Consider the following 17500-nt stretch of genomic DNA (forward strand, 5'->3'; position numbering starts at 1 on the left):
GGCCGCAGTTAGGAAGTGAATTGGTAGTAGTCTATTAAAATAACAAACCCCTAAAACACGTACTTCACTGAAAGTTGCAGTCTGTCTAAATCACCTTCGAGGCCACTTTCTGTTTCCCGAGTACCCATCTTATATTCAGCACCAAAGGTAAGTTTTTTCACGGGTGAATAAAGTAGGTTTGCGCTGTAACTCATACTTGATTTTGTCGGATCGCCAGTCACCGCCAGCAAATCGCTTTCGTTATCAGCATTAAAGAAAGAGTATAAGAATGTTGAACGGAATTGTTCATTCCAGCTATGTTGATAAGCGATAAAGCCCGACGTCGAGTCAATTGCATGTAACGAGTTACCGTCGTATACCGCGCCATTAGCAACGTTTAGGCCTACGTAACGACCAAGCCCTTGACCTTGGGTCAGCATAAATTTCAAGTTATTGTTGCCAAAATTAACACGACCAGACGCACTAACCCCAAATGAGCTTTCAGACTCATCAGCTCCAGCGACTTTATAGGTAATTTGGCGCGCAAGTGCCGCTACCGCAATATGACCCCAATCAGCATTGTGTGTGTAACGTGCAGTGAAATCAGGCATGCTAGCGTCATCAGTGACGACACGGCCACTATCTGCAGTGGTAACCGTGCTTTCTGGGTTTTCAATAGAGAAAGACCAGTTTCCAGTGGTGTATTTAGCCATGGCTTGGCGTACGAAAACGGTACCTTCAGCTGGGCCAACGAAGTCTAAAGTCTCTGGTAATGCACTAACATTTTGGAAGTTTGACCAAGCCTGACCGAACAAAAAGCCTTTGTAGGTCACAAAAGCCTGACGTACACGTGGCGAGTAAGAGTTACTGACGCGCTCATTGCCACCGATCGAAGCGATAAAGTCCAGTTCAATCTTAGTTTTGATACTACTGCCATCATCCAGCTTAGTATCAGTGGCTAAATTAAAGCGAGATTGACGAGCATGCATATCAAATACAGCATCGCTATCGGAATTAACCCCGACAGGCGTAGTGCCTGGGACGTAAAAATCTCGGCCGATATTTTGCGCACCCAGCGCGCCGTCAGAAAAGTCACTCCAAATGGCATCAAGCTTGATATAACCACCATAGTTAACTTTAGTATCGCCAATTTCAGCTGCGGTGGCAGGGAGAGCGCAGAGACTACTGATAGCAACCGCGAGCAGTTTTTTATTAATATTATTCGTTGTCATAATTCAGTTCCTCAATAGCTGTGCTTTGAAGTTGGCAGCAGCCGATATTCATTTTAATCATCACTAACTGTTGTTTAAGGTTGGTTTTTACTCAATTACCTATTGGTCTATTAGACTAAGGTGGCATACGGTAAATGAGTGGAGGATAAGGCGATCATAACGTTTGTATTAAACTAGGTACAATCGGTAAGTTGTATGAAACTTTTACGTTTGCAGGTGTTCTACAACTAAGGTCTAATACTTAAACACCCAAGGCTGGGTGATCCTTAGGAAAAGCGTGTCTAGCAGACCTAGACCTCTAAATATGATGGAGATGACTATGTCACAGAGCATTTATCCAGTTCCTGAAAAAATCAAGAACGCAGCATTAATCAACGACGAGCAATATCAAGAACTATATCAAAAGTCGATTGATGACCCCGCAGAATTTTGGAAAGAGCACGGTCAACGTTTAGATTGGTTCAAACCCTACAGTAAAGTTAAAAATACCTCATTCGACAAAGGCCATATCAATATTAAATGGTATGAAGACGGCGTACTAAATGCCTCTTATAACTGTATCGATAGACACCTAGAAAAACGCGCCGATAAAATCGCCTTGATTTGGGAAGGTGATAACCCAGAACAAACAGAAAATATTACCTACCAACAGCTACATGATGAAGTCGCAAAGCTTGCTAATGGCCTTAAGAGCCTAGGAGTTTCAAAGGGTGATCGCGTCGCTATTTACATGCCGATGACTCCACAAGCAATTTATGCCATGCAGGCCTGTGCAAGAATTGGTGCTATCCATTCCGTTGTGTTTGGTGGCTTTTCACCTTCAGCGATTGCAGATCGTATTAAAGATTCTGGTGCTAAAGTGGTGATCACTTCAGATGAAGGTCGTCGCGGTGGTAATTGTGTGCCGCTTAAGGCAAATGTTGATGAGGCGGTAGCGCAAGCTGGCGTCACCACTATCGAGCATGTGGTTGTGCATCAATTAACAGGTGGCGATGTTGAATGGAATGCTCATGACGTATGGTGGCATGAATTAGTTGCTGATAAACCTGCCGAATGTGAACCTGAAATGATGAATGCGGAAGATCCACTCTTTATTCTTTATACCTCGGGCTCTACCGGTCAACCTAAAGGGGTAGTTCATACTACAGGTGGATACCTAGTGTATGCATCAATGACCCATGAGTATGTATTCGATCTGCAAGAAGATGATATTTACTGGTGTAGCGCGGATGTGGGTTGGATCACAGGTCACAGTTATATTGCCTATGGTCCACTTGTGAATGGTTGTACTCAAGTTGTATTCGAAGGCGTGCCAACCTATCCAACTTCAGGGCGTATGGGTGAAATTGTTGATAAACATGGTGTGACTATCCTTTATACTGCACCTACCGCGATCCGTGCTTTGATGGCGAAAGGTGACGAGCCGACTGCAAGTTCTAAGCGCGATAGTTTACGTATTTTGGGCTCGGTCGGTGAGCCAATTAATCCAGAGGCTTGGTCTTGGTATTACGAACAAATTGGTAATAGTGATTGTCCTATTGTCGATACTTGGTGGCAAACCGAAACGGGTGGCATCATGATTACGCCATTACCTGGCGCTACTGCACTTAAGCCGGGTTCTGCCACCCGTCCATTCTTTGGTATTGCTCCTGCACTATTTGATGCGGAAGGCAATACGCTGACAGGCGCAACCGAAGGTAATCTGGTGATTTTGGATAGCTGGCCTTCACAAGCTCGTACGGTTTATGGCGACCATGAGCGCTTTGAACAAACGTACTTCTCGGCTTATCCGGGCGTTTATTTTACGGGCGATGGTTGTCGCCGTGATGAAGACGGTTACTACTGGATCACCGGTCGTGTGGATGATGTACTTAACGTTTCAGGCCACCGCCTCGGTACTGCTGAAATTGAAAGTGCGTTAGTCGCTCACGAAGCGGTTGCTGAAGCGGCTGTGGTGGGCTATCCACACGATATTAAAGGCCAAGGGATCTATGTCTATATCACGCCAAATGAAGGAGTAGCGGTATCAGACGAGTTAACTAAAGAGGTGAGAAATTGGGTGCGTAAAGAGCTAAGCCCAATTGCAACCCCTGACATGATCCAATGGTCTCCAGGTTTACCTAAAACCCGTTCTGGCAAAATCATGCGCCGGATTTTGCGTAAGATTGCGGCCAATGAGTATCAACAGTTAGGAGATACTTCTACACTTGCCGATCCAAGTGTGGTTGATGAATTAATCGAGAATAGATTGAATCGTTAACTGAATAACTTGAATTGCGACCTAATATAAACATACTATAACGGCTGTTATCTTTACGATAACAGCCGATTTTTTAGGAGCATAGCATGTATCAGTTTTTAATCGCGGATGATCATCCTCTATTTCGAGAGGCGCTTAAGGGGGCTCTAAAAGCGCAGTTTGAAGGACTAGAGGTATTCGAATCTGAAAACTTTGACACTACGCTCTCGGTCTTACAACAACAAGAAGAACTAGACCTACTCCTGCTCGATTTACATATGCCGGGCAATGGTGATTTATATGGACTAATTCGGATCCGTGAGGATCATCCAAGTCTTCCAGTTGTTGTGGTTTCGGGAAGCGAAGATCTTTCTATCATCTCTAAAGTGATGGGATACGGCGCGATGGGTTTTATCCCAAAAGCGGCGTCAGTAGAACAAATTACCGAAGCCATAGAGCAAGTGCTCGAAGGTGACACGTGGTTGCCTGAAGGCATAAAAGACAAAGTGGCTGAACTTGAAGGGGAAGACAAAGAGCTTGCTCAGCAAGTGGCCTCGCTCACACCGCAACAATATAAAGTGCTGCAATATTTACACGAAGGCTTGCTGAATAAGCAAATTGCCTACGAGCTAAATATCTCAGAGGCAACGGTGAAAGCACATATCACCGCTATCTTCAGAAAGTTAGGTGTCTATAACCGTACTCAAGCCGTATTGATTGCTTCAAAATTACAACTAGAACCTATCGAAGCGAATGACTAACTTCGCATCATTGCTTGCAAGGCGCTTACCTTGCAAGCAGCACTGCTTTAGCTTAACTCTTTAAACGCCTGACTTAGTCCCTCTATTGTTAGCGGATACATTCGGTCTTGCATTAATTGATTTATTAGCTCTATCGAATGGTAATAAGACCAATAGCTTTGCGGCTGAGGGTTAAGCCAAGCCACCTTACTAAAGTGATTGGTTAAACGATTCAGCCACGTGGCTCCTGCTTCTTGATTCCAATGCTCTACGCTACCGCCTGGATAGGTGATTTCATAGGGGCCCATTGTCGCGTCACCAACAAATATTAGTCGATAGTCTGAGCCGTATCGGTTAATTAGCTGATAAGTATCAAGCAATTCGCTGTCACGACGGTCATTATCGTGCCAAACATGTTCGTACACACAATTATGAAAGTAAAAAAACTCAAGGTGCTTAAATTCACTGTGTGCGGCACTGAAGAGTTGTTCACAAAGCTGGATATGGTCATCCATAGAGCCGCCAATATCAAACAGCATCAATACCTTCACTGAGTTATGTCGCTCAGGAGCCATTTTCACATCCAACATGCCGCCTTGTCTTGCGGTAGCGCGAATGGTTTCATTAAGGTCGAGCTGATCACTTGCTCCGCTGCGTGCAAATTTACGCAACTGCTTGAGTGCAAGCTTAATATTACGGCTGCTGATGTCGGTATTACTGTCAAGATTACGGTACTGCCTTTTATCCCAGACTTTTACTGCTCTGCGATGGCGGTTTCCATCTTGGCCAATACGGATCCCTTCAGGATTATAGCCGTAAGCGCCAAAAGGCGAAGTGCCCCCTGTACCAACCCATTTATTGCCGCCTGCGTGACGTTTTTGTTGTTCTGCCAAGCGTGCTTTTAACGTTTCAAGGAGCTTATCGAGTCCTCCCATGGCGTTCAATTTGGCTTTTTCTTCTTCAGACAGCGATTTCTCAAACTCTTTACGCAACCAATCCTCTGGTAATTGCTGCTGTTGAAGTTGTGAGAAGAGGTCTATTGATTCTATCCCCTCAAAATAATCAGCAAACGCACGGTCGAATTTATCAAACAAGGTTTCATCTTTGACGAAGATGGTTTTTGCCAAAAAGTAAAAACCGTCTAGATCGGCAAAGCAAACTTCTTTATCCAGCGCCTCTAGACAGTCTAGTAATTCGCGCAGGCTCGCTTTGATACCGTAACGCCTAAGGGTGAGCACAAAATCGATGAGCATGATCAGCGGCGGCTCATAAAGGCGAGTTTCTCAACCAAAGAAACATCTTGCTCGTTTTTAAGTAGCGCACCAAATAACGGCATTAGGCCACCTTGGTTAGATTTGTCATGCAACGCGTCAGGGGAAATATCTTCCGCTAATAATAGTTTTAACCAGTCGAGTAGCTCACTCGTACTTGGCTTTTTCTTTAGGTTTGGTGTGTCGCGTAATTGGAAAAAGCTTTCGAGTGCTCGTTGTACTAAATTCGCTTTAATATGTGGAAAATGTACGTCTACAATCTGCTGCATCTCTTCTTTACTCGGAAAGTCGATGTAGTGGAAAAAGCAGCGGCGTAAGAAGGCATCTGGTAGCTCTTTTTCATTGTTAGAAGTAATAATCACGATTGGGCGAACTTTGGCTTTTACTTGCTCGTTAGTTTCGTAGACATGAAACTCCATTTTATCGAGCTCTAACAGCAGATCATTGGGAAATTCAATATCGGCTTTGTCGATTTCATCAATCAGCAGAACGGGGCGCTTTGTGGCGGTAAAGGCCTGCCATAGCTTACCTTTGATGATGTAATTGCCAACGTCATTAACGCGAGGATCGCCAAGTTGACTGTCGCGTAAACGCGAGACCGCATCGTATTCGTACAGGCCTTGCTGGGCTTTGGTTGTTGACTTTATATGCCATTGGATTAGTTCGGTATCTAAACTTTTTGCCAGTTCTTCGGCGAGTAAGGTCTTGCCTGTACCAGGTTCACCTTTAATGAGGAGTGGTTTTTCTAAAACGATGGCCGCATTCACGGCCTGTTGTAGAGCAGAGGTAGTAATATATTGATCAGTACCTTTAAACATAGTTCAACTTCTTGTGGTCAGATGAGATAGGCTCATCTTGCCACAATCAGCTTTTCGCTGCCAACCCTGCTTCGGTTTCGATTAAGGTGAAGCGGGGCATCGCTTCGCCTTCGACCATAACGTCTTCTAAAAACATTTCAAGTGGTCGAACCCAAAAGCTCATATCTCCATATAAAGTTTGATAAACCACTTGCTTCTCTTGCGTTTCACTGTGCGTTGCCAAAGCATGCACACGATAAAGTTTTCCTTTGTAGTGGCGGTAAATTCCAGGTGTGATATCCACTAATTCAAGCTCCAAAAAATAAAAGCCGTACGTGACGGGCTGAAATGTTATAATCCGTGCCATTAAGACTGAAGGTGTTTAAAGATGAATTATATTGCGCTGGACGATTATAAGAAAGCTTGGGTTTTCAAACATAAAGATCTTCCAATCGAAGAATCTGACCTGGCATTGATAAAACCGATGTCAGCGGCGCGTGCTGCGGTGCTTTGGAGCACTATGGTAAGCAATGACAAAGATCACCCTGATTTCTTTGATAAAACAGACTGGGTTGGTAAAGCGGACTCATGGCAAGAGACCCTCAATTGGGAGCAGCCGTGGGAAGCAGGAGAAGCGTTTCCTGAAACTATCGAGCAATTTCTTGATTGGCAAGCCAATACCACCGTGTATTTTTGTCTCTCTCGAGATGATGTGATCGAGACCCGTTTTGATGTATTTAAGCGATGTTGGCAGAACTTTATGTTTTTGACTGACGGTAGTTTCTTAATAGGAAAAAAACGCAGTTCAGTAGTACAATTTATGGCTGAGGGGCAAGCAAAATTAGGAACCAAGCCGTAAGCAAGTACAACAAAGCAGTTTGCTTTGATTTGAAACATGGCTAGTGTATAAAGGATGTACACCAGTCTACTAAAGTAGATTGCATTGACGGGAGGCGTTTTGGAGCAACAGCAAAATACAATCTGGTATGACGAAGCATCTCGCCTTGTATTTGCCGAGCTTGTAAACGTATTTTATGCCAGAGAGTTGCCGAAACTTGCTGAACTCTCCGATCATACTCGCCTTCAGCGTTTGTTAAACAGCCTGCCGTATTATGTTGAGCGCGCGGCCACACATATTATTCATGGTGATGTCCCGCTTGAACTAGATAGTTTCAATGGATGTTGGTTAGCTAAGCAAAAATCACAGCCTAAATGTGATGAGGCTGCCAACGCAGCATTTTTTACTACTAAGGTGAAAGTAGGGCTGGTGGTTCCTGTGCTATACGCAGAAGCGACAGGGACAACGGTTAGGCTCGACAGTGTCGACCAAGTGGGTGAGGCTGACAAATTGCACTGCAACCAATTTGGCTGGTTTAGTGTTAATGGCAATAGCTTACAAGCAAGTGATGAAGCGCGTGTACAATTGCTCAAGCCGACTAAAGCGTTAATGGTCGCAGCCTGTTGTGGCCACTCTTGGCATTTTGGCAAAGCGGTAGTACCACGAAGGCTGACACTAAGAGAAATGCTACTTGCCAGTTCAATTAATTGGCCACAAGTACAAAAAACAAAAATGAGTCAGTGATCCTAATCGACTCAAAAAACAGAAGTTTGGATTAAGCAATGCGATTTTTTCAGTTAGCGCTGTTGGTTTTAGCGCTATTTATTCAGTACAGACTTTGGTTCGGCCACAACGGCGTGGAGGACTACACTCGGATAAAATCCGTGGTTAAATCGCACCAAGAAACCAATGCTAATCTCAGTAAACGCAATAAATTATTAAAAGCGGATATCGAAGATTTAAAGCTCGGCCTTGAAGGAGTTGAGGAGCGTGCCCGTCATGAACTTGGCATGATTAAACCTGGCGAAACTTTTATCCGTGTATTACCGAAAGTACCTCATGAAAAGAAACGATAAACTTGCAGTCGTCATCCCAGCTGCTGGGGTTGGCAGTCGTATGCAGGCGCAGATGCCTAAACAATATATTCTACTATTAGGCAAACCGATTTTAGTACACACACTGGAAAAACTAGCCGGACTTGAGTGCGTTGATCAATTTATGGTCGCCGTTTCCAAAGAAGATGGATATTTTTCATCGGCGTTACTGCCTGATAGCCGTTTTAGCCACTGTGAAGGTGGACAAGAACGTGCCGACTCCGTTTTACTGGCGCTAAAAGCGTTAGCACCAAGTCGCCCTGATTGGGTGTTAGTTCATGATGCGGCTCGACCTTTAGTTGCGCTGGACGATATTCATCAGCTGATTTCACAATGTATAAATCAACAGCAAGGTGGCATACTGGCTGCCAAGGTTAAAGATACCATCAAACGCGGTACGGAGTTGGTACAGGAAACCGTACCTAGAGCGTCGTTATGGCAGGCTTTCACACCGCAAATGTTTAGGTATGAAGAGTTATTGGCGGCATTAGAGCTTGGGTTAGGGCAAGGCGCCAATATTACAGATGAAGCGTCAGCGATGGAATTACAAAAAAAACCAGTTCAGTTGATAGCCGCACGCACAGATAATATTAAGATCACCACGCCGGAGGATTTACCTCTGGCGGAGTTTATAATTCAACAACAAGGTAAACAGCATGATTAGAATTGGCCACGGATTTGATGTTCATAAATTTGGTGGAGCTGGTCCATTGACGATTTGTGGGGAAAAAATTCCTTACGAACAGGGCTTTATTGCTCATTCCGATGGTGATGTGGCAATTCATGCTTTGTGTGACGCCTTGTTGGGTGCGCTTGCGCTGGGAGATATTGGTAAGCACTTTCCTGATACCGCGAGTGAATTTGAAAATATCGACAGTCGTATTTTATTACGCCGCGTGATGGAACAAGTGAAAACGCTTGGCTATCAAATAGGTAATATCGACGTCACGATTGTCGCACAAGCACCAAAAATGCGACCGCATATTGATGCGATGCGCGGTAATCTTGCTGCGGACTGTGAAGCGCAGCTAGACCAAGTTAATGTTAAAGCAACCACCACCGAAAAACTGGGCTTTGAAGGACGTAAAGAAGGGATCTCAAGCCATGCCGTGGTGCTATTGGTAAAAGCATGAAGACACTCAATTATCTTTATGGCAAACCGTTATCTGACGGCGATTATAAGTCACAACCAGAAGACTTTAGAGTCGAAGAAATTTTAGATATTCCTTTTACTGGCGAAGGTGAGCACGTTTGCTTGCAGATCATAAAAAAGGGAGAAAACACTGCATTTGTCGCTAAAAAGCTTGCAGAATTTGCCCAAATTTCACCGCGAGATGTCAGCTATGCTGGGATTAAAGACAGGCACGGTGTTTGTACGCAGTGGTTTAGTGTGCCGGTGCCAATTAAAAAGTCGATAGATTTTAGTGCATTAAATAGTGACTCTATTTTTGTGGTGCAACAAATGCGGCACAATCGAAAGTTAAAAACAGGTTGTCATAAGGGCAATCGCTTTGCCATTACCCTCAGAAACGTGACTGCTCCACTTGATATTCTGTCGCGTATTAATGCCGTACGCCAAGGGGTTCCTAATTATTTTGGAGAACAACGTTTTGGTCATGATGGCCACAACTTAGCCATGGCAGGTAGGTTATTTGACGGTGAAAAGATCCGCGATAAAAAGCTCCGAGGGCTGGTGCTTTCAGCCGCTCGCTCTCATCTGTTCAACGAAGTTGTCAGTCGCCGCGTGGCAGAGCATGGTTTGGCAACGACTTGGCACCGTGAAATCTTTTTACTGAGCGGTAGTAACGCCTTTTTTGATTCAGAGATTGATTGCGAGCTCATTGAGCGATTACTAAATGGCGACATTCTGCTTTCTGCGCCATTGGTTGGTAAAGGTGAAAAGGGCTTATTGCCGCAAGAGCGTGAATGGTTGGCACCTTTTGCTAAATGGCACGAAGGATTGGCAGAATTTGGGATGAAAAATGAGCGTAGAGCACTCAGATTAATACCCGAAGCGCTTAAGGTAAGTATGGCTGACGACAGTACGCTAACCCTTGAATTCAGTTTACCAAAAGGAACTTTTGCCACGGCGCTGCTCAGAGAGCTTGTTAATCATAAAGATGCCAGTAAAAAGTTTAATAAACATGAAGAGTCGATACAGCAGTGAGATACTCATTGTCTAACAAGAAAAAGAGGTGAAATATGAAGATCCTATTGAGTAATGACGATGGTGTTCACGCCAAGGGCATTGCTATCTTGTATCAAGCGTTATCACAAATCGCGGACGTAACCGTCATTGGTCCAGATAGGAATTGTAGCGGTGCAAGTAATTCGTTAACCTTATTAAACCCACTCAGAGCAACGACGCTAGATAATGGTTTTATCTCCGTAAATGGCACGCCAACCGACTGTGTTCACCTTGGAGTGAACAAACTGATGGATGAATTGCCGGATTTAGTCGTTGCAGGGATCAACAATGGCGCTAACCTTGGCGATGATACGCTGTACTCAGGTACCGTTGCGGCGGCCACTGAAGGTCGACATATGGGCTTGCCCGCGATTGCCGTTTCTCTTTGCTCTAAAAATGAAGCCCACTACGAAACGGCAGCACATGTCACGGTAGAGATCATTAAAAAGCTTGCAAACCACCCGCTACCAAAAGACCAAATCATTAATATCAACGTCCCTGATATTCCGTTAAGTGACTTAAAAGGGATTAAAGTCACTCGACTGGGCTCACGTCATAAAGCGGATACCATGACCGAACAAATAGACCCGTGGGGTCGAAGTGTTTACTGGTATGGCACGTTAGGTCATGAAAGTGACGCTGGTGAAGGCACGGATTTTCATGCTGTAAGCAACGGTTATGCTGCTATCACACCGCTCAAGGTAGACATGACGGCTTATGAGAGCTTAGATGCCGTGGCGAGCTGGTTATCTTAAGAGGCGTATGTGCTGAGTAATTATCAGGGCAGTGCCAACGCGCTGGTGGAACTGCTAAAACAGCAAGGCGTAGAAGATAAAATGGTACTCAATGCCATCGCAAACACACCTAGGCATATGTTTGTCGATGAAGTGCTTAAACATAAGTCATATGAAAATACAGCACTTCCTATCGGCCAAGGGCAAACGATATCTCAACCTTTTATCGTCGCAAAAATGACTGAAGTGTTAAAGCAAGTGGGTGTTAAAGGGCGCATATTGGAAGTGGGTACGGGCTCTGGTTATCAGACCGCCGTGCTCGCGCAAGTGTTTGAGCAGGTCTTTAGCATTGAACGGATAAAGTCGCTGCAGTGGCAAGCCCGAAGAAGGCTGCATTTACTGGACTTATACAATGTTACCATGAAACATGGAGACGGTTGGAAAGGCTGGGCTTCAAAAGCGCCCTTTGCGGGGATCATTGTTACAGCCGCTGCACAATCAGTTCCAGATGAGTTGTTGGCGCAACTAGAAGAAGGCGGTGCCATGGTCATTCCCATCGGGGTTGAAGCGCAAACACTCACCTTGTTTGTCAAACAGGGTGAGCAGTTTATTCGTCATGCCCTCGCACCGGTACGCTTTGTGCCTTTAGTCGCTGGCGAAGTCGGTTAATTTTGTAGGCTTTAAAATAACTCCATAAAATATAACTATTTTTCCATGTAGAGTGTGAAAACCAAGCAAAATTAAGTTAAATTGATATGATAGTCGTTGATAGTAGCACTGGAAAATATAAGTAATGCACAAGTCTCAGGTCATCATATCGATTTATCTAAGCGGCCTGCTTGTTGCCTGCTCATCAAATCATACACCTGCACCTGTAACAACTTTATACTCTGGTAAGACCACTTCGACACATAAAATTAATATTAACGGAAGTCGTTACAAAGTAAAAAAAGGCGATACTTTATTTGCAATTGCATTTAGTGCGAACAAAGATGTAAGAACACTCGCGAAAATCAATAAAATTAAGCCTCCGTACACGATCTACCCCAATCAGATCATTCGTCTAGAATATCCCAAAAATAAAAACAAAAAGAACACAAAATACACGAAAGTAAACCACAAGTCTCAGTCTTTAAAACAAAAAAGTAACAAAAGCCCCAAAAAAGAGCTTGATAAGCCAAATCAACGAGAGTATGTTCAAAGACAAGCCACACAAAAATCTAGTAGTACCAAGGCTTTGTATAATAATAAGGTACTATGGAAATGGCCTGCTGAAGGCAAGGTGACTCGTCACTTCTCTGTTAAAGAGAATGGTTATAAGGGGTTGGAGATCTCTAATAAACCGGGTACTTCAGTTAAGGCTGCTGCTGGCGGTGTAGTTGTATATGCAGGGAGTGCGTTGCGTGGGTATGGTAATTTAATCATTCTGAAACATACAGATGATTACCTAAGTGCGTATGCCCACAACGCTAAGTTACTCGTCAGAGAACAGCAAAAAGTTAAAGTTGGGGAAAAAATTGCCGAAATGGGTAGTACAGATGCTTCTAAGACGGCGCTTAGGTTTGAGATCCGGTTTAAAGGTCAAGCTGTAAACCCGGCAAAATATTTGCCATAAAGTAATGCGAGTACATCGATTGGTTCGAGTACCCTTACTTTTATTCGCTTGGGGAGAATACTTATGGCTCACACTGCAAAATTACCTACAAAATCTACTCCAGAGTTAGACAAGTTCGAAGATGATAATATTGACGAACCGAAAGACGAATTACTTGAAGACCTCGAAGACGACGAAGAAGTTTTTGCCAAAGAAGAAGTGGTTAAAAACTTAGATGCTACTCAGCTCTATTTAGGTGAAATTGGATTTTCCCCGCTGCTCAGTGCAGAAGAAGAAGTTTACTTTGCGCGTAAAGCGTTAAAGGGGTGCGAAGCCTCACGTAAACGGATGATAGAGAGTAACTTGAGATTAGTGGTTAAAATCGCTCGTCGTTATAACAACCGTGGTTTGGCATTACTTGACCTTATTGAGGAAGGTAACCTAGGTCTCATCCGAGCGGTGGAAAAGTTTGATCCGGAACGTGGATTTAGGTTTTCTACTTATGCAACTTGGTGGATCCGTCAAACCATTGAACGTGCGATCATGAACCAAACTCGTACCATTCGTTTACCTATTCATGTTGTCAAAGAGCTCAATGTTTACCTACGTACTGCACGTGAATTGACGCAAAAGCTGGACCATGAACCGACCGCAGAAGAAATCGCTGAATGTCTCGACAAACCCGTCGAAGAAGTCAGTAAGATGCTCCGCCTAAACGAAAGGATCACTTCGGTTGATACGCCTATTGGTGGTGAAAATGACAAAGCACTGCTCGATATTATCGCGGATGAAAAGGGCGGTGGTCCGGAAACCGAAGTGCAGAGCAACGATATTAATAAGCACATTGTTGATTGGCTGGGAGAGTTAAATCCAAAACAGCGAGAAGTGCTCGCGCGACGCTTTGGTTTGCTTGGTTATGAACCGTCTACGCTTGAGGATGTTGGTCGCGAAATCGGGCTAACAAGAGAGCGTGTAAGACAAATTCAAGTTGAGGCGTTGAGACGCTTAAAAGACATTTTACAACACGAGGGGTTAAGTACCGATAGTCTATTTGAGCAACAGTAAATCTCATACCAATCTAGTCATTAAAAAAGCCGCAATATGCGGCTTTTTTAATTTTTGAAATGGTATAAAACCAGCAAAGATAGAAAGCGATTATAAGCTTTCTATCTTTGCTTTTTGTTCAAGTAGCTTCGTTTTTGCATCGCTAAACTCAGCTAATTTCGCTTTTTCTTTAGCAAGTACTGCTTCAGGTGCGTTACTTACAAACTTTTCATTTGCGAGTTTCTTTTCAACCTGCTCAAGACCTTTTTCTGCTTTTTCAAGCTGCTTAGCAATACGCGCAAGCTCTGCTTCAACATCAATCAGGCCTGCCATTGGGATCATAATCTCAAGGTCGCCAATAAATGCAGTTGCACAAGCTGGTGCTTCGTCTTTGCTTGCGAGTAAGTCTACTGTTTCCAGTTTCGCTAATGCGCTTAAGAAAGCTTGGTTTTCTTCTAGACGACGTTTGTCATCTTCGCTTGCACCAGTAAGTAGCACGTTTAACGGCTTACTTGGACTGATGTCCATTTCACCACGAATGTTACGGATAGCGATAATAAATTGCTTCACCCACTCAAGGTCCGCCATCGCTTGCGCATCAACTTTGCTTTCGTCGAATACAGGGAACGCTTCAAGCATAATCGTCTTTGCTTCAACACCTGCGATTGGTGCTACACGTTGCCAAATTGTCTCTGTGATATAAGGCATTAGTGGGTGCATCAAACGAAGTAAGCCTTCCAACACGGTGATAAGCGTATGGCGTGTACCACGCTGCTGCGCTTCATTACCTTTAAATAGAATTGGCTTAGTTAGCTCTAGATACCAGTCACAGAACTGGTTCCATGTGAACTCATAAATAGTGTTTGCCGCAAGGTCAAAGCGATAGTTATCCAAGTGCTCAGAGAACACCTTAACTGTATTTTGGAATTGACCTAAAATCCAACGATCCGCTAGAGAATACACTTTTTCGTTATCGTTGAAGCCACAGTCTTGTTCTTCTGTGTTCATCAATACATAACGGCTAGCATTCCAAAGCTTGTTACAGAAGTTACGGTAACCTTCAAGACGGTTCATATCCCAGTTGATATCACGTCCCGTTGACGCCATTGCTGCAAGAGTGAAACGCAATGCATCAGTACCGTGTGCTTCAATACCATCGACAAATGTTTTGCGCGTATTCTTTTCGATTTTTGCTGCAAGCTGTGGTTGCATCATGTTGCCAGTACGTTTAGTCACTAGGCTCTCAAGATCGATACCGTCAATCATGTCTAGTGGATCTAACACGTTACCTTTTGACTTAGACATCTTATCGCCATTTTCATCGCGAATAAGGCCAGTCACATAAACGGTCTTAAATGGCACTTGAGGTTTACCATCTTCATCTTTGATGAAATGCATGGTCATCATGATCATGCGAGCTACCCAGAAGAAGATAATGTCGAAACCAGTCACCAAGGTATCTGAAGGGTGGAATACCTTTAGATCTTCCGTGTTTTCAGGCCAACCTAATGTTGAGAAAGTCCACAGTGCAGAAGAGAACCAAGTGTCTAGTACGTCTTCATCTTGGGTCAGCGTTACGCTCGCATCCAGGTTATGGTTTTGACGAACTTCAGCTTCGTCACGACCAACATATACATTACCTTCGCTGTCATACCATGCCGGGATCCTGTGGCCCCACCAAAGCTGACGGGAAATACACCAGTCTTGAACATCACGCATCCAAGAGAAGTACATGTTCTCGTATTGCTTAGGTACAAATTGAATATCGCCATCTTCTACCGCTTTTACCGCAGGCTCTGCAAGAGGAGCAACGCGAACATACCACTGATCGGTAAGTAATGGCTCGATAACTACGCCAGAGCGGTCGCCGTAAGGAACGGTTAGACTGTGATCGTCGATTTTCTCAAGTAGACCAAGCTGCTCAAACTCGTCAACGATTTGCTTACGCGCATCGAAACGGTCAAGGCCGTGGAAACGCTCTGGGATTGGTGCATCCATCGCTTCAAGTGGCTTACCATCAAAAGTAAAGCACTCACCCGTATTCAGAACAGCCGCGTCTTTGTTGAACACGTTGATCATTGGCAGCTCATGGCGCTTACCAACTTCATTATCGTTAAAGTCGTGTGCTGGCGTGATTTTTACGCAGCCCGTGCCTTTTTCCATATCTGCATGTTCATCAGCAACGATAGGAATGCGACGGTTGACAATAGGAAGTAGAATTTCTTTACCAATTAAGTCTTGGTAACGTTCATCATCAGGGTTTACTGCAACGCCAGTGTCGCCAAGCATGGTTTCTGGACGAGTGGTTGCTACGATAATGTAGTCTTTACCATCTTTAGTGGTTACGCCATCCGCAAGTGGATAGCGCAAATTCCACATATGGCCTTGCTTGTCTTTATTCTCAACTTCTAAATCAGAAATCGCAGTGTGTAATTTAGGATCCCAGTTAACTAGACGCTTACCACGGTAGATTAAGTCATCTTGATATAGGCGAACGAATACTTCTTTTACCGCTTCAGACAGGCCGTCATCCATCGTAAAACGTTCTCTATCCCAATCTACAGACGCGCCTAAACGGCGTAACTGTTTGGTGATTGTGCCACCTGATTGCTCTTTCCATTCCCAGATTTTATTGATGAATTCGTCACGGCCTAAATCATGGCGTGATTTACCTTCTTCGGCTGCAAGCTTACGCTCAACAACCATCTGAGTGGCGATACCAGCATGGTCAGTACCCACTTGCCATAGCGTGTTTTTGCCTTTCATACGCTGATAGCGGATCAAAGTGTCCATGATAGTGTCTTGGAACGCGTGGCCCATGTGTAGACTACCTGTGACATTCGGCGGTGGGATCATAATCGAGTATGCGTCACCATTGCCTGATGGCTTAAAGTAGCCATTTGACTCCCAGTCTTGATATAAAGACTGTTCAATATCTTGTGGATTGTAGGTTTTATCCATTACACAGAACCCTAAAAATGCTATTTCTCAATGTCTTCAGTGGAAATTGTTGCGCCAAGTGCACGAAGTTGCTTAAAGCGTTCTCGTGCGGCTTGCTTAGCGCTGGCTTCAACAGGCACAAAATCTATCACCTGTTCAAAGCGACGAATAAAGTCAGGGACGACCCGAGCTAGATTAATAAGCACGGGGCGACGAGCAGCAGGAGGCATAGTGCCGATTTCCACTGGTGCGCCGCCTTTGGGGCCTTCGCCTTGTAAGTTGTGGGGCACAAATCTGTCTGCGTCAAAACACCAAAGGTGCTCATCGAATAAATGAGCGTCGTCAGTATTATCGACGTTAACAAAGATACGGTGTCCAGCTTGATATAAGCTCGCCGCAGTTTGTGCTGCCAGATCAAAATGAGCCGGAACGCTAATCCCCGGCTCATCGTTTTGTTTTAACACGTAAAAGCGCGCTTTGATAGTCATGATAATAATACCAATTGCGAGGAGTACTGAGGTTTGCCACAGGCTCCACAGCTGCTCAATATCTGTAATCTTGTTTACTGTGATAGCGTAGACGAAGAAAATCAGTATGCGCGGCTTAGTTTAAAACTAATTATAGCGCCACTTAAATGCACATAAATAAGCCTATATTCTGCCATATAAAGGCAATACCATCAATCAAGAAGCAAGAGAAGAAGAATAAAATATGGTAAGTGGTGGGAAGTACTTACTGAGGTGGTTTAGTTGCTTTGTCGTCTTAATTTGGCACGGGATATAGTCGCGGGATAAACCCGCTGCTACGGTT

The 17500-nt window shown here is 44.3% G+C and carries 18 protein-coding genes; 12 read left to right on the forward strand and 6 right to left on the reverse strand.

Annotated features, from left to right (window positions below; all coding sequences use genetic code 11):
• Positions 1-50: 50 nt before the first annotated feature.
• Complete coding sequence (locus CWC03_RS07365; protein WP_138581210.1) at positions 51-1211, reverse strand: DcaP family trimeric outer membrane transporter; 1161 nt, start codon at positions 1209-1211, stop codon at positions 51-53.
• Positions 1212-1530: 319 nt separating this feature from the next.
• Between CWC03_RS07365 and acs the strand changes: the two genes are divergently transcribed.
• Positions 1531-3471, forward strand: coding sequence for an acetate--CoA ligase (gene acs, locus CWC03_RS07370; RefSeq protein ID WP_138581211.1), 1941 nt, complete (start codon positions 1531-1533; stop codon positions 3469-3471).
• Positions 3472-3557: 86 nt separating this feature from the next.
• Complete coding sequence (locus CWC03_RS07375; RefSeq protein WP_095729712.1) at positions 3558-4211, forward strand: response regulator transcription factor; 654 nt, start codon at positions 3558-3560, stop codon at positions 4209-4211.
• A gap of 47 nt (positions 4212-4258) precedes the next feature.
• Here CWC03_RS07375 and CWC03_RS07380 read toward each other — a convergent pair whose 3' ends face one another.
• From CWC03_RS07380 to CWC03_RS07390, 3 genes are read right to left on the reverse strand one after another with little or no spacing between them, the layout of a single operon-like run.
• Positions 4259-5443 carry a vWA domain-containing protein gene (locus CWC03_RS07380; protein ID WP_010605646.1) on the reverse strand — a complete coding sequence of 395 codons (1185 nt, stop codon included), beginning with the start codon at positions 5441-5443 and terminating at the stop codon, positions 4259-4261.
• 2 nt (positions 5444-5445) lie between these two features.
• Positions 5446-6279 (reverse strand): AAA family ATPase, encoded by an 834-nt coding sequence (locus CWC03_RS07385; RefSeq protein WP_138581212.1) that lies wholly within the window; start codon positions 6277-6279, stop codon positions 5446-5448.
• Between the two features lie 46 nt (positions 6280-6325).
• Entirely contained in the window at positions 6326-6625 is a 300-nt protein-coding gene (locus CWC03_RS07390) for a DUF1653 domain-containing protein (protein WP_502705367.1), read from the reverse strand.
• Positions 6626-6646: 21 nt separating this feature from the next.
• On the opposite strand from CWC03_RS07390, the gene CWC03_RS07395 reads away from it, so the two are divergent.
• From CWC03_RS07395 to rpoS, 10 genes are all read left to right on the forward strand, one after another.
• Positions 6647-7117: a DUF2947 domain-containing protein gene (locus CWC03_RS07395; RefSeq protein ID WP_138581213.1), complete on the forward strand. Its 471-nt coding sequence runs from the start codon at positions 6647-6649 to the stop codon at positions 7115-7117.
• Between the two features lie 84 nt (positions 7118-7201).
• The gene (locus tag CWC03_RS07400) at positions 7202-7840 is read left to right on the forward strand and encodes a hypothetical protein (RefSeq protein ID WP_171040221.1); all 639 of its coding nucleotides are present in this window, start codon (positions 7202-7204) and stop codon (positions 7838-7840) included.
• A 38-nt stretch (positions 7841-7878) separates the two neighbouring features.
• Positions 7879-8172, forward strand: a complete 294-nt coding sequence (gene ftsB / locus CWC03_RS07405; RefSeq protein ID WP_010605642.1) for a cell division protein FtsB — start codon at positions 7879-7881, stop codon at positions 8170-8172.
• Positions 8156-8854, forward strand: coding sequence for a 2-C-methyl-D-erythritol 4-phosphate cytidylyltransferase (ispD, locus tag CWC03_RS07410; RefSeq protein ID WP_138581214.1), 699 nt, complete (start codon positions 8156-8158; stop codon positions 8852-8854). The genes ftsB and ispD overlap by 17 nt, the downstream gene beginning before the upstream one ends.
• Positions 8847-9323: a 2-C-methyl-D-erythritol 2,4-cyclodiphosphate synthase gene (ispF, locus tag CWC03_RS07415; RefSeq protein ID WP_138581215.1), complete on the forward strand. Its 477-nt coding sequence runs from the start codon at positions 8847-8849 to the stop codon at positions 9321-9323. Before ispD ends, ispF begins: the two co-directional genes overlap by 8 nt.
• Positions 9320-10357, forward strand: coding sequence for a tRNA pseudouridine(13) synthase TruD (gene truD / locus CWC03_RS07420; RefSeq protein WP_138581216.1), 1038 nt, complete (start codon positions 9320-9322; stop codon positions 10355-10357). Before ispF ends, truD begins: the two co-directional genes overlap by 4 nt.
• Before the next feature lie 35 nt (positions 10358-10392).
• Positions 10393-11133: a 5'/3'-nucleotidase SurE gene (surE, locus tag CWC03_RS07425; RefSeq protein WP_138581217.1), complete on the forward strand. Its 741-nt coding sequence runs from the start codon at positions 10393-10395 to the stop codon at positions 11131-11133.
• A 9-nt stretch (positions 11134-11142) separates the two neighbouring features.
• Positions 11143-11781, forward strand: a complete 639-nt coding sequence (locus CWC03_RS07430) for a protein-L-isoaspartate(D-aspartate) O-methyltransferase (RefSeq protein WP_138581218.1) — start codon at positions 11143-11145, stop codon at positions 11779-11781.
• Positions 11782-11905: 124 nt separating this feature from the next.
• Positions 11906-12727: a peptidoglycan DD-metalloendopeptidase family protein gene (locus CWC03_RS07435; RefSeq protein ID WP_138581219.1), complete on the forward strand. Its 822-nt coding sequence runs from the start codon at positions 11906-11908 to the stop codon at positions 12725-12727.
• A gap of 63 nt (positions 12728-12790) precedes the next feature.
• Positions 12791-13771: an RNA polymerase sigma factor RpoS gene (gene rpoS, locus CWC03_RS07440; RefSeq protein ID WP_017217021.1), complete on the forward strand. Its 981-nt coding sequence runs from the start codon at positions 12791-12793 to the stop codon at positions 13769-13771.
• A gap of 90 nt (positions 13772-13861) precedes the next feature.
• Here the strand turns inward: rpoS and CWC03_RS07445 are convergent, their stop codons facing one another.
• Together CWC03_RS07445 and CWC03_RS07450 are read right to left on the reverse strand one after the other, a co-directional pair.
• Positions 13862-16711: a valine--tRNA ligase gene (locus CWC03_RS07445; protein ID WP_130164772.1), complete on the reverse strand. Its 2850-nt coding sequence runs from the start codon at positions 16709-16711 to the stop codon at positions 13862-13864.
• Positions 16712-16731: 20 nt separating this feature from the next.
• Positions 16732-17178, reverse strand: a complete 447-nt coding sequence (locus tag CWC03_RS07450) for a DNA polymerase III subunit chi (protein WP_010377414.1) — start codon at positions 17176-17178, stop codon at positions 16732-16734.
• Positions 17179-17500: the final 322 nt, after the last annotated feature.

Source organism: Pseudoalteromonas sp. S2755, from assembly GCF_005886535.1.
GTDB lineage: Bacteria > Pseudomonadota > Gammaproteobacteria > Enterobacterales > Alteromonadaceae > Pseudoalteromonas.

Coding starts and splice junctions, on each gene's coding strand:
- CWC03_RS07365 (WP_138581210.1), bottom strand. CDS start 1,211: ATGACAACGAATAATATTAATAAAAAACTGCTCGCGGTTGCTATCAGT.
- acs (WP_138581211.1), top strand. CDS start 1,531: ATGTCACAGAGCATTTATCCAGTTCCTGAAAAAATCAAGAACGCAGCA.
- CWC03_RS07375 (WP_095729712.1), top strand. CDS start 3,558: ATGTATCAGTTTTTAATCGCGGATGATCATCCTCTATTTCGAGAGGCG.
- CWC03_RS07380 (WP_010605646.1), bottom strand. CDS start 5,443: ATGCTCATCGATTTTGTGCTCACCCTTAGGCGTTACGGTATCAAAGCG.
- CWC03_RS07385 (WP_138581212.1), bottom strand. CDS start 6,279: ATGTTTAAAGGTACTGATCAATATATTACTACCTCTGCTCTACAACAG.
- CWC03_RS07390 (WP_502705367.1), bottom strand. CDS start 6,625: ATGGCACGGATTATAACATTTCAGCCCGTCACGTACGGCTTTTATTTT.
- CWC03_RS07395 (WP_138581213.1), top strand. CDS start 6,647: ATGAATTATATTGCGCTGGACGATTATAAGAAAGCTTGGGTTTTCAAA.
- ftsB (WP_010605642.1), top strand. CDS start 7,879: ATGCGATTTTTTCAGTTAGCGCTGTTGGTTTTAGCGCTATTTATTCAG.
- ispD (WP_138581214.1), top strand. CDS start 8,156: ATGAAAAGAAACGATAAACTTGCAGTCGTCATCCCAGCTGCTGGGGTT.
- ispF (WP_138581215.1), top strand. CDS start 8,847: ATGATTAGAATTGGCCACGGATTTGATGTTCATAAATTTGGTGGAGCT.
- truD (WP_138581216.1), top strand. CDS start 9,320: ATGAAGACACTCAATTATCTTTATGGCAAACCGTTATCTGACGGCGAT.
- surE (WP_138581217.1), top strand. CDS start 10,393: ATGAAGATCCTATTGAGTAATGACGATGGTGTTCACGCCAAGGGCATT.
- CWC03_RS07435 (WP_138581219.1), top strand. CDS start 11,906: ATGCACAAGTCTCAGGTCATCATATCGATTTATCTAAGCGGCCTGCTT.
- rpoS (WP_017217021.1), top strand. CDS start 12,791: ATGGCTCACACTGCAAAATTACCTACAAAATCTACTCCAGAGTTAGAC.
- CWC03_RS07445 (WP_130164772.1), bottom strand. CDS start 16,711: ATGGATAAAACCTACAATCCACAAGATATTGAACAGTCTTTATATCAA.
- CWC03_RS07450 (WP_010377414.1), bottom strand. CDS start 17,178: ATGACTATCAAAGCGCGCTTTTACGTGTTAAAACAAAACGATGAGCCG.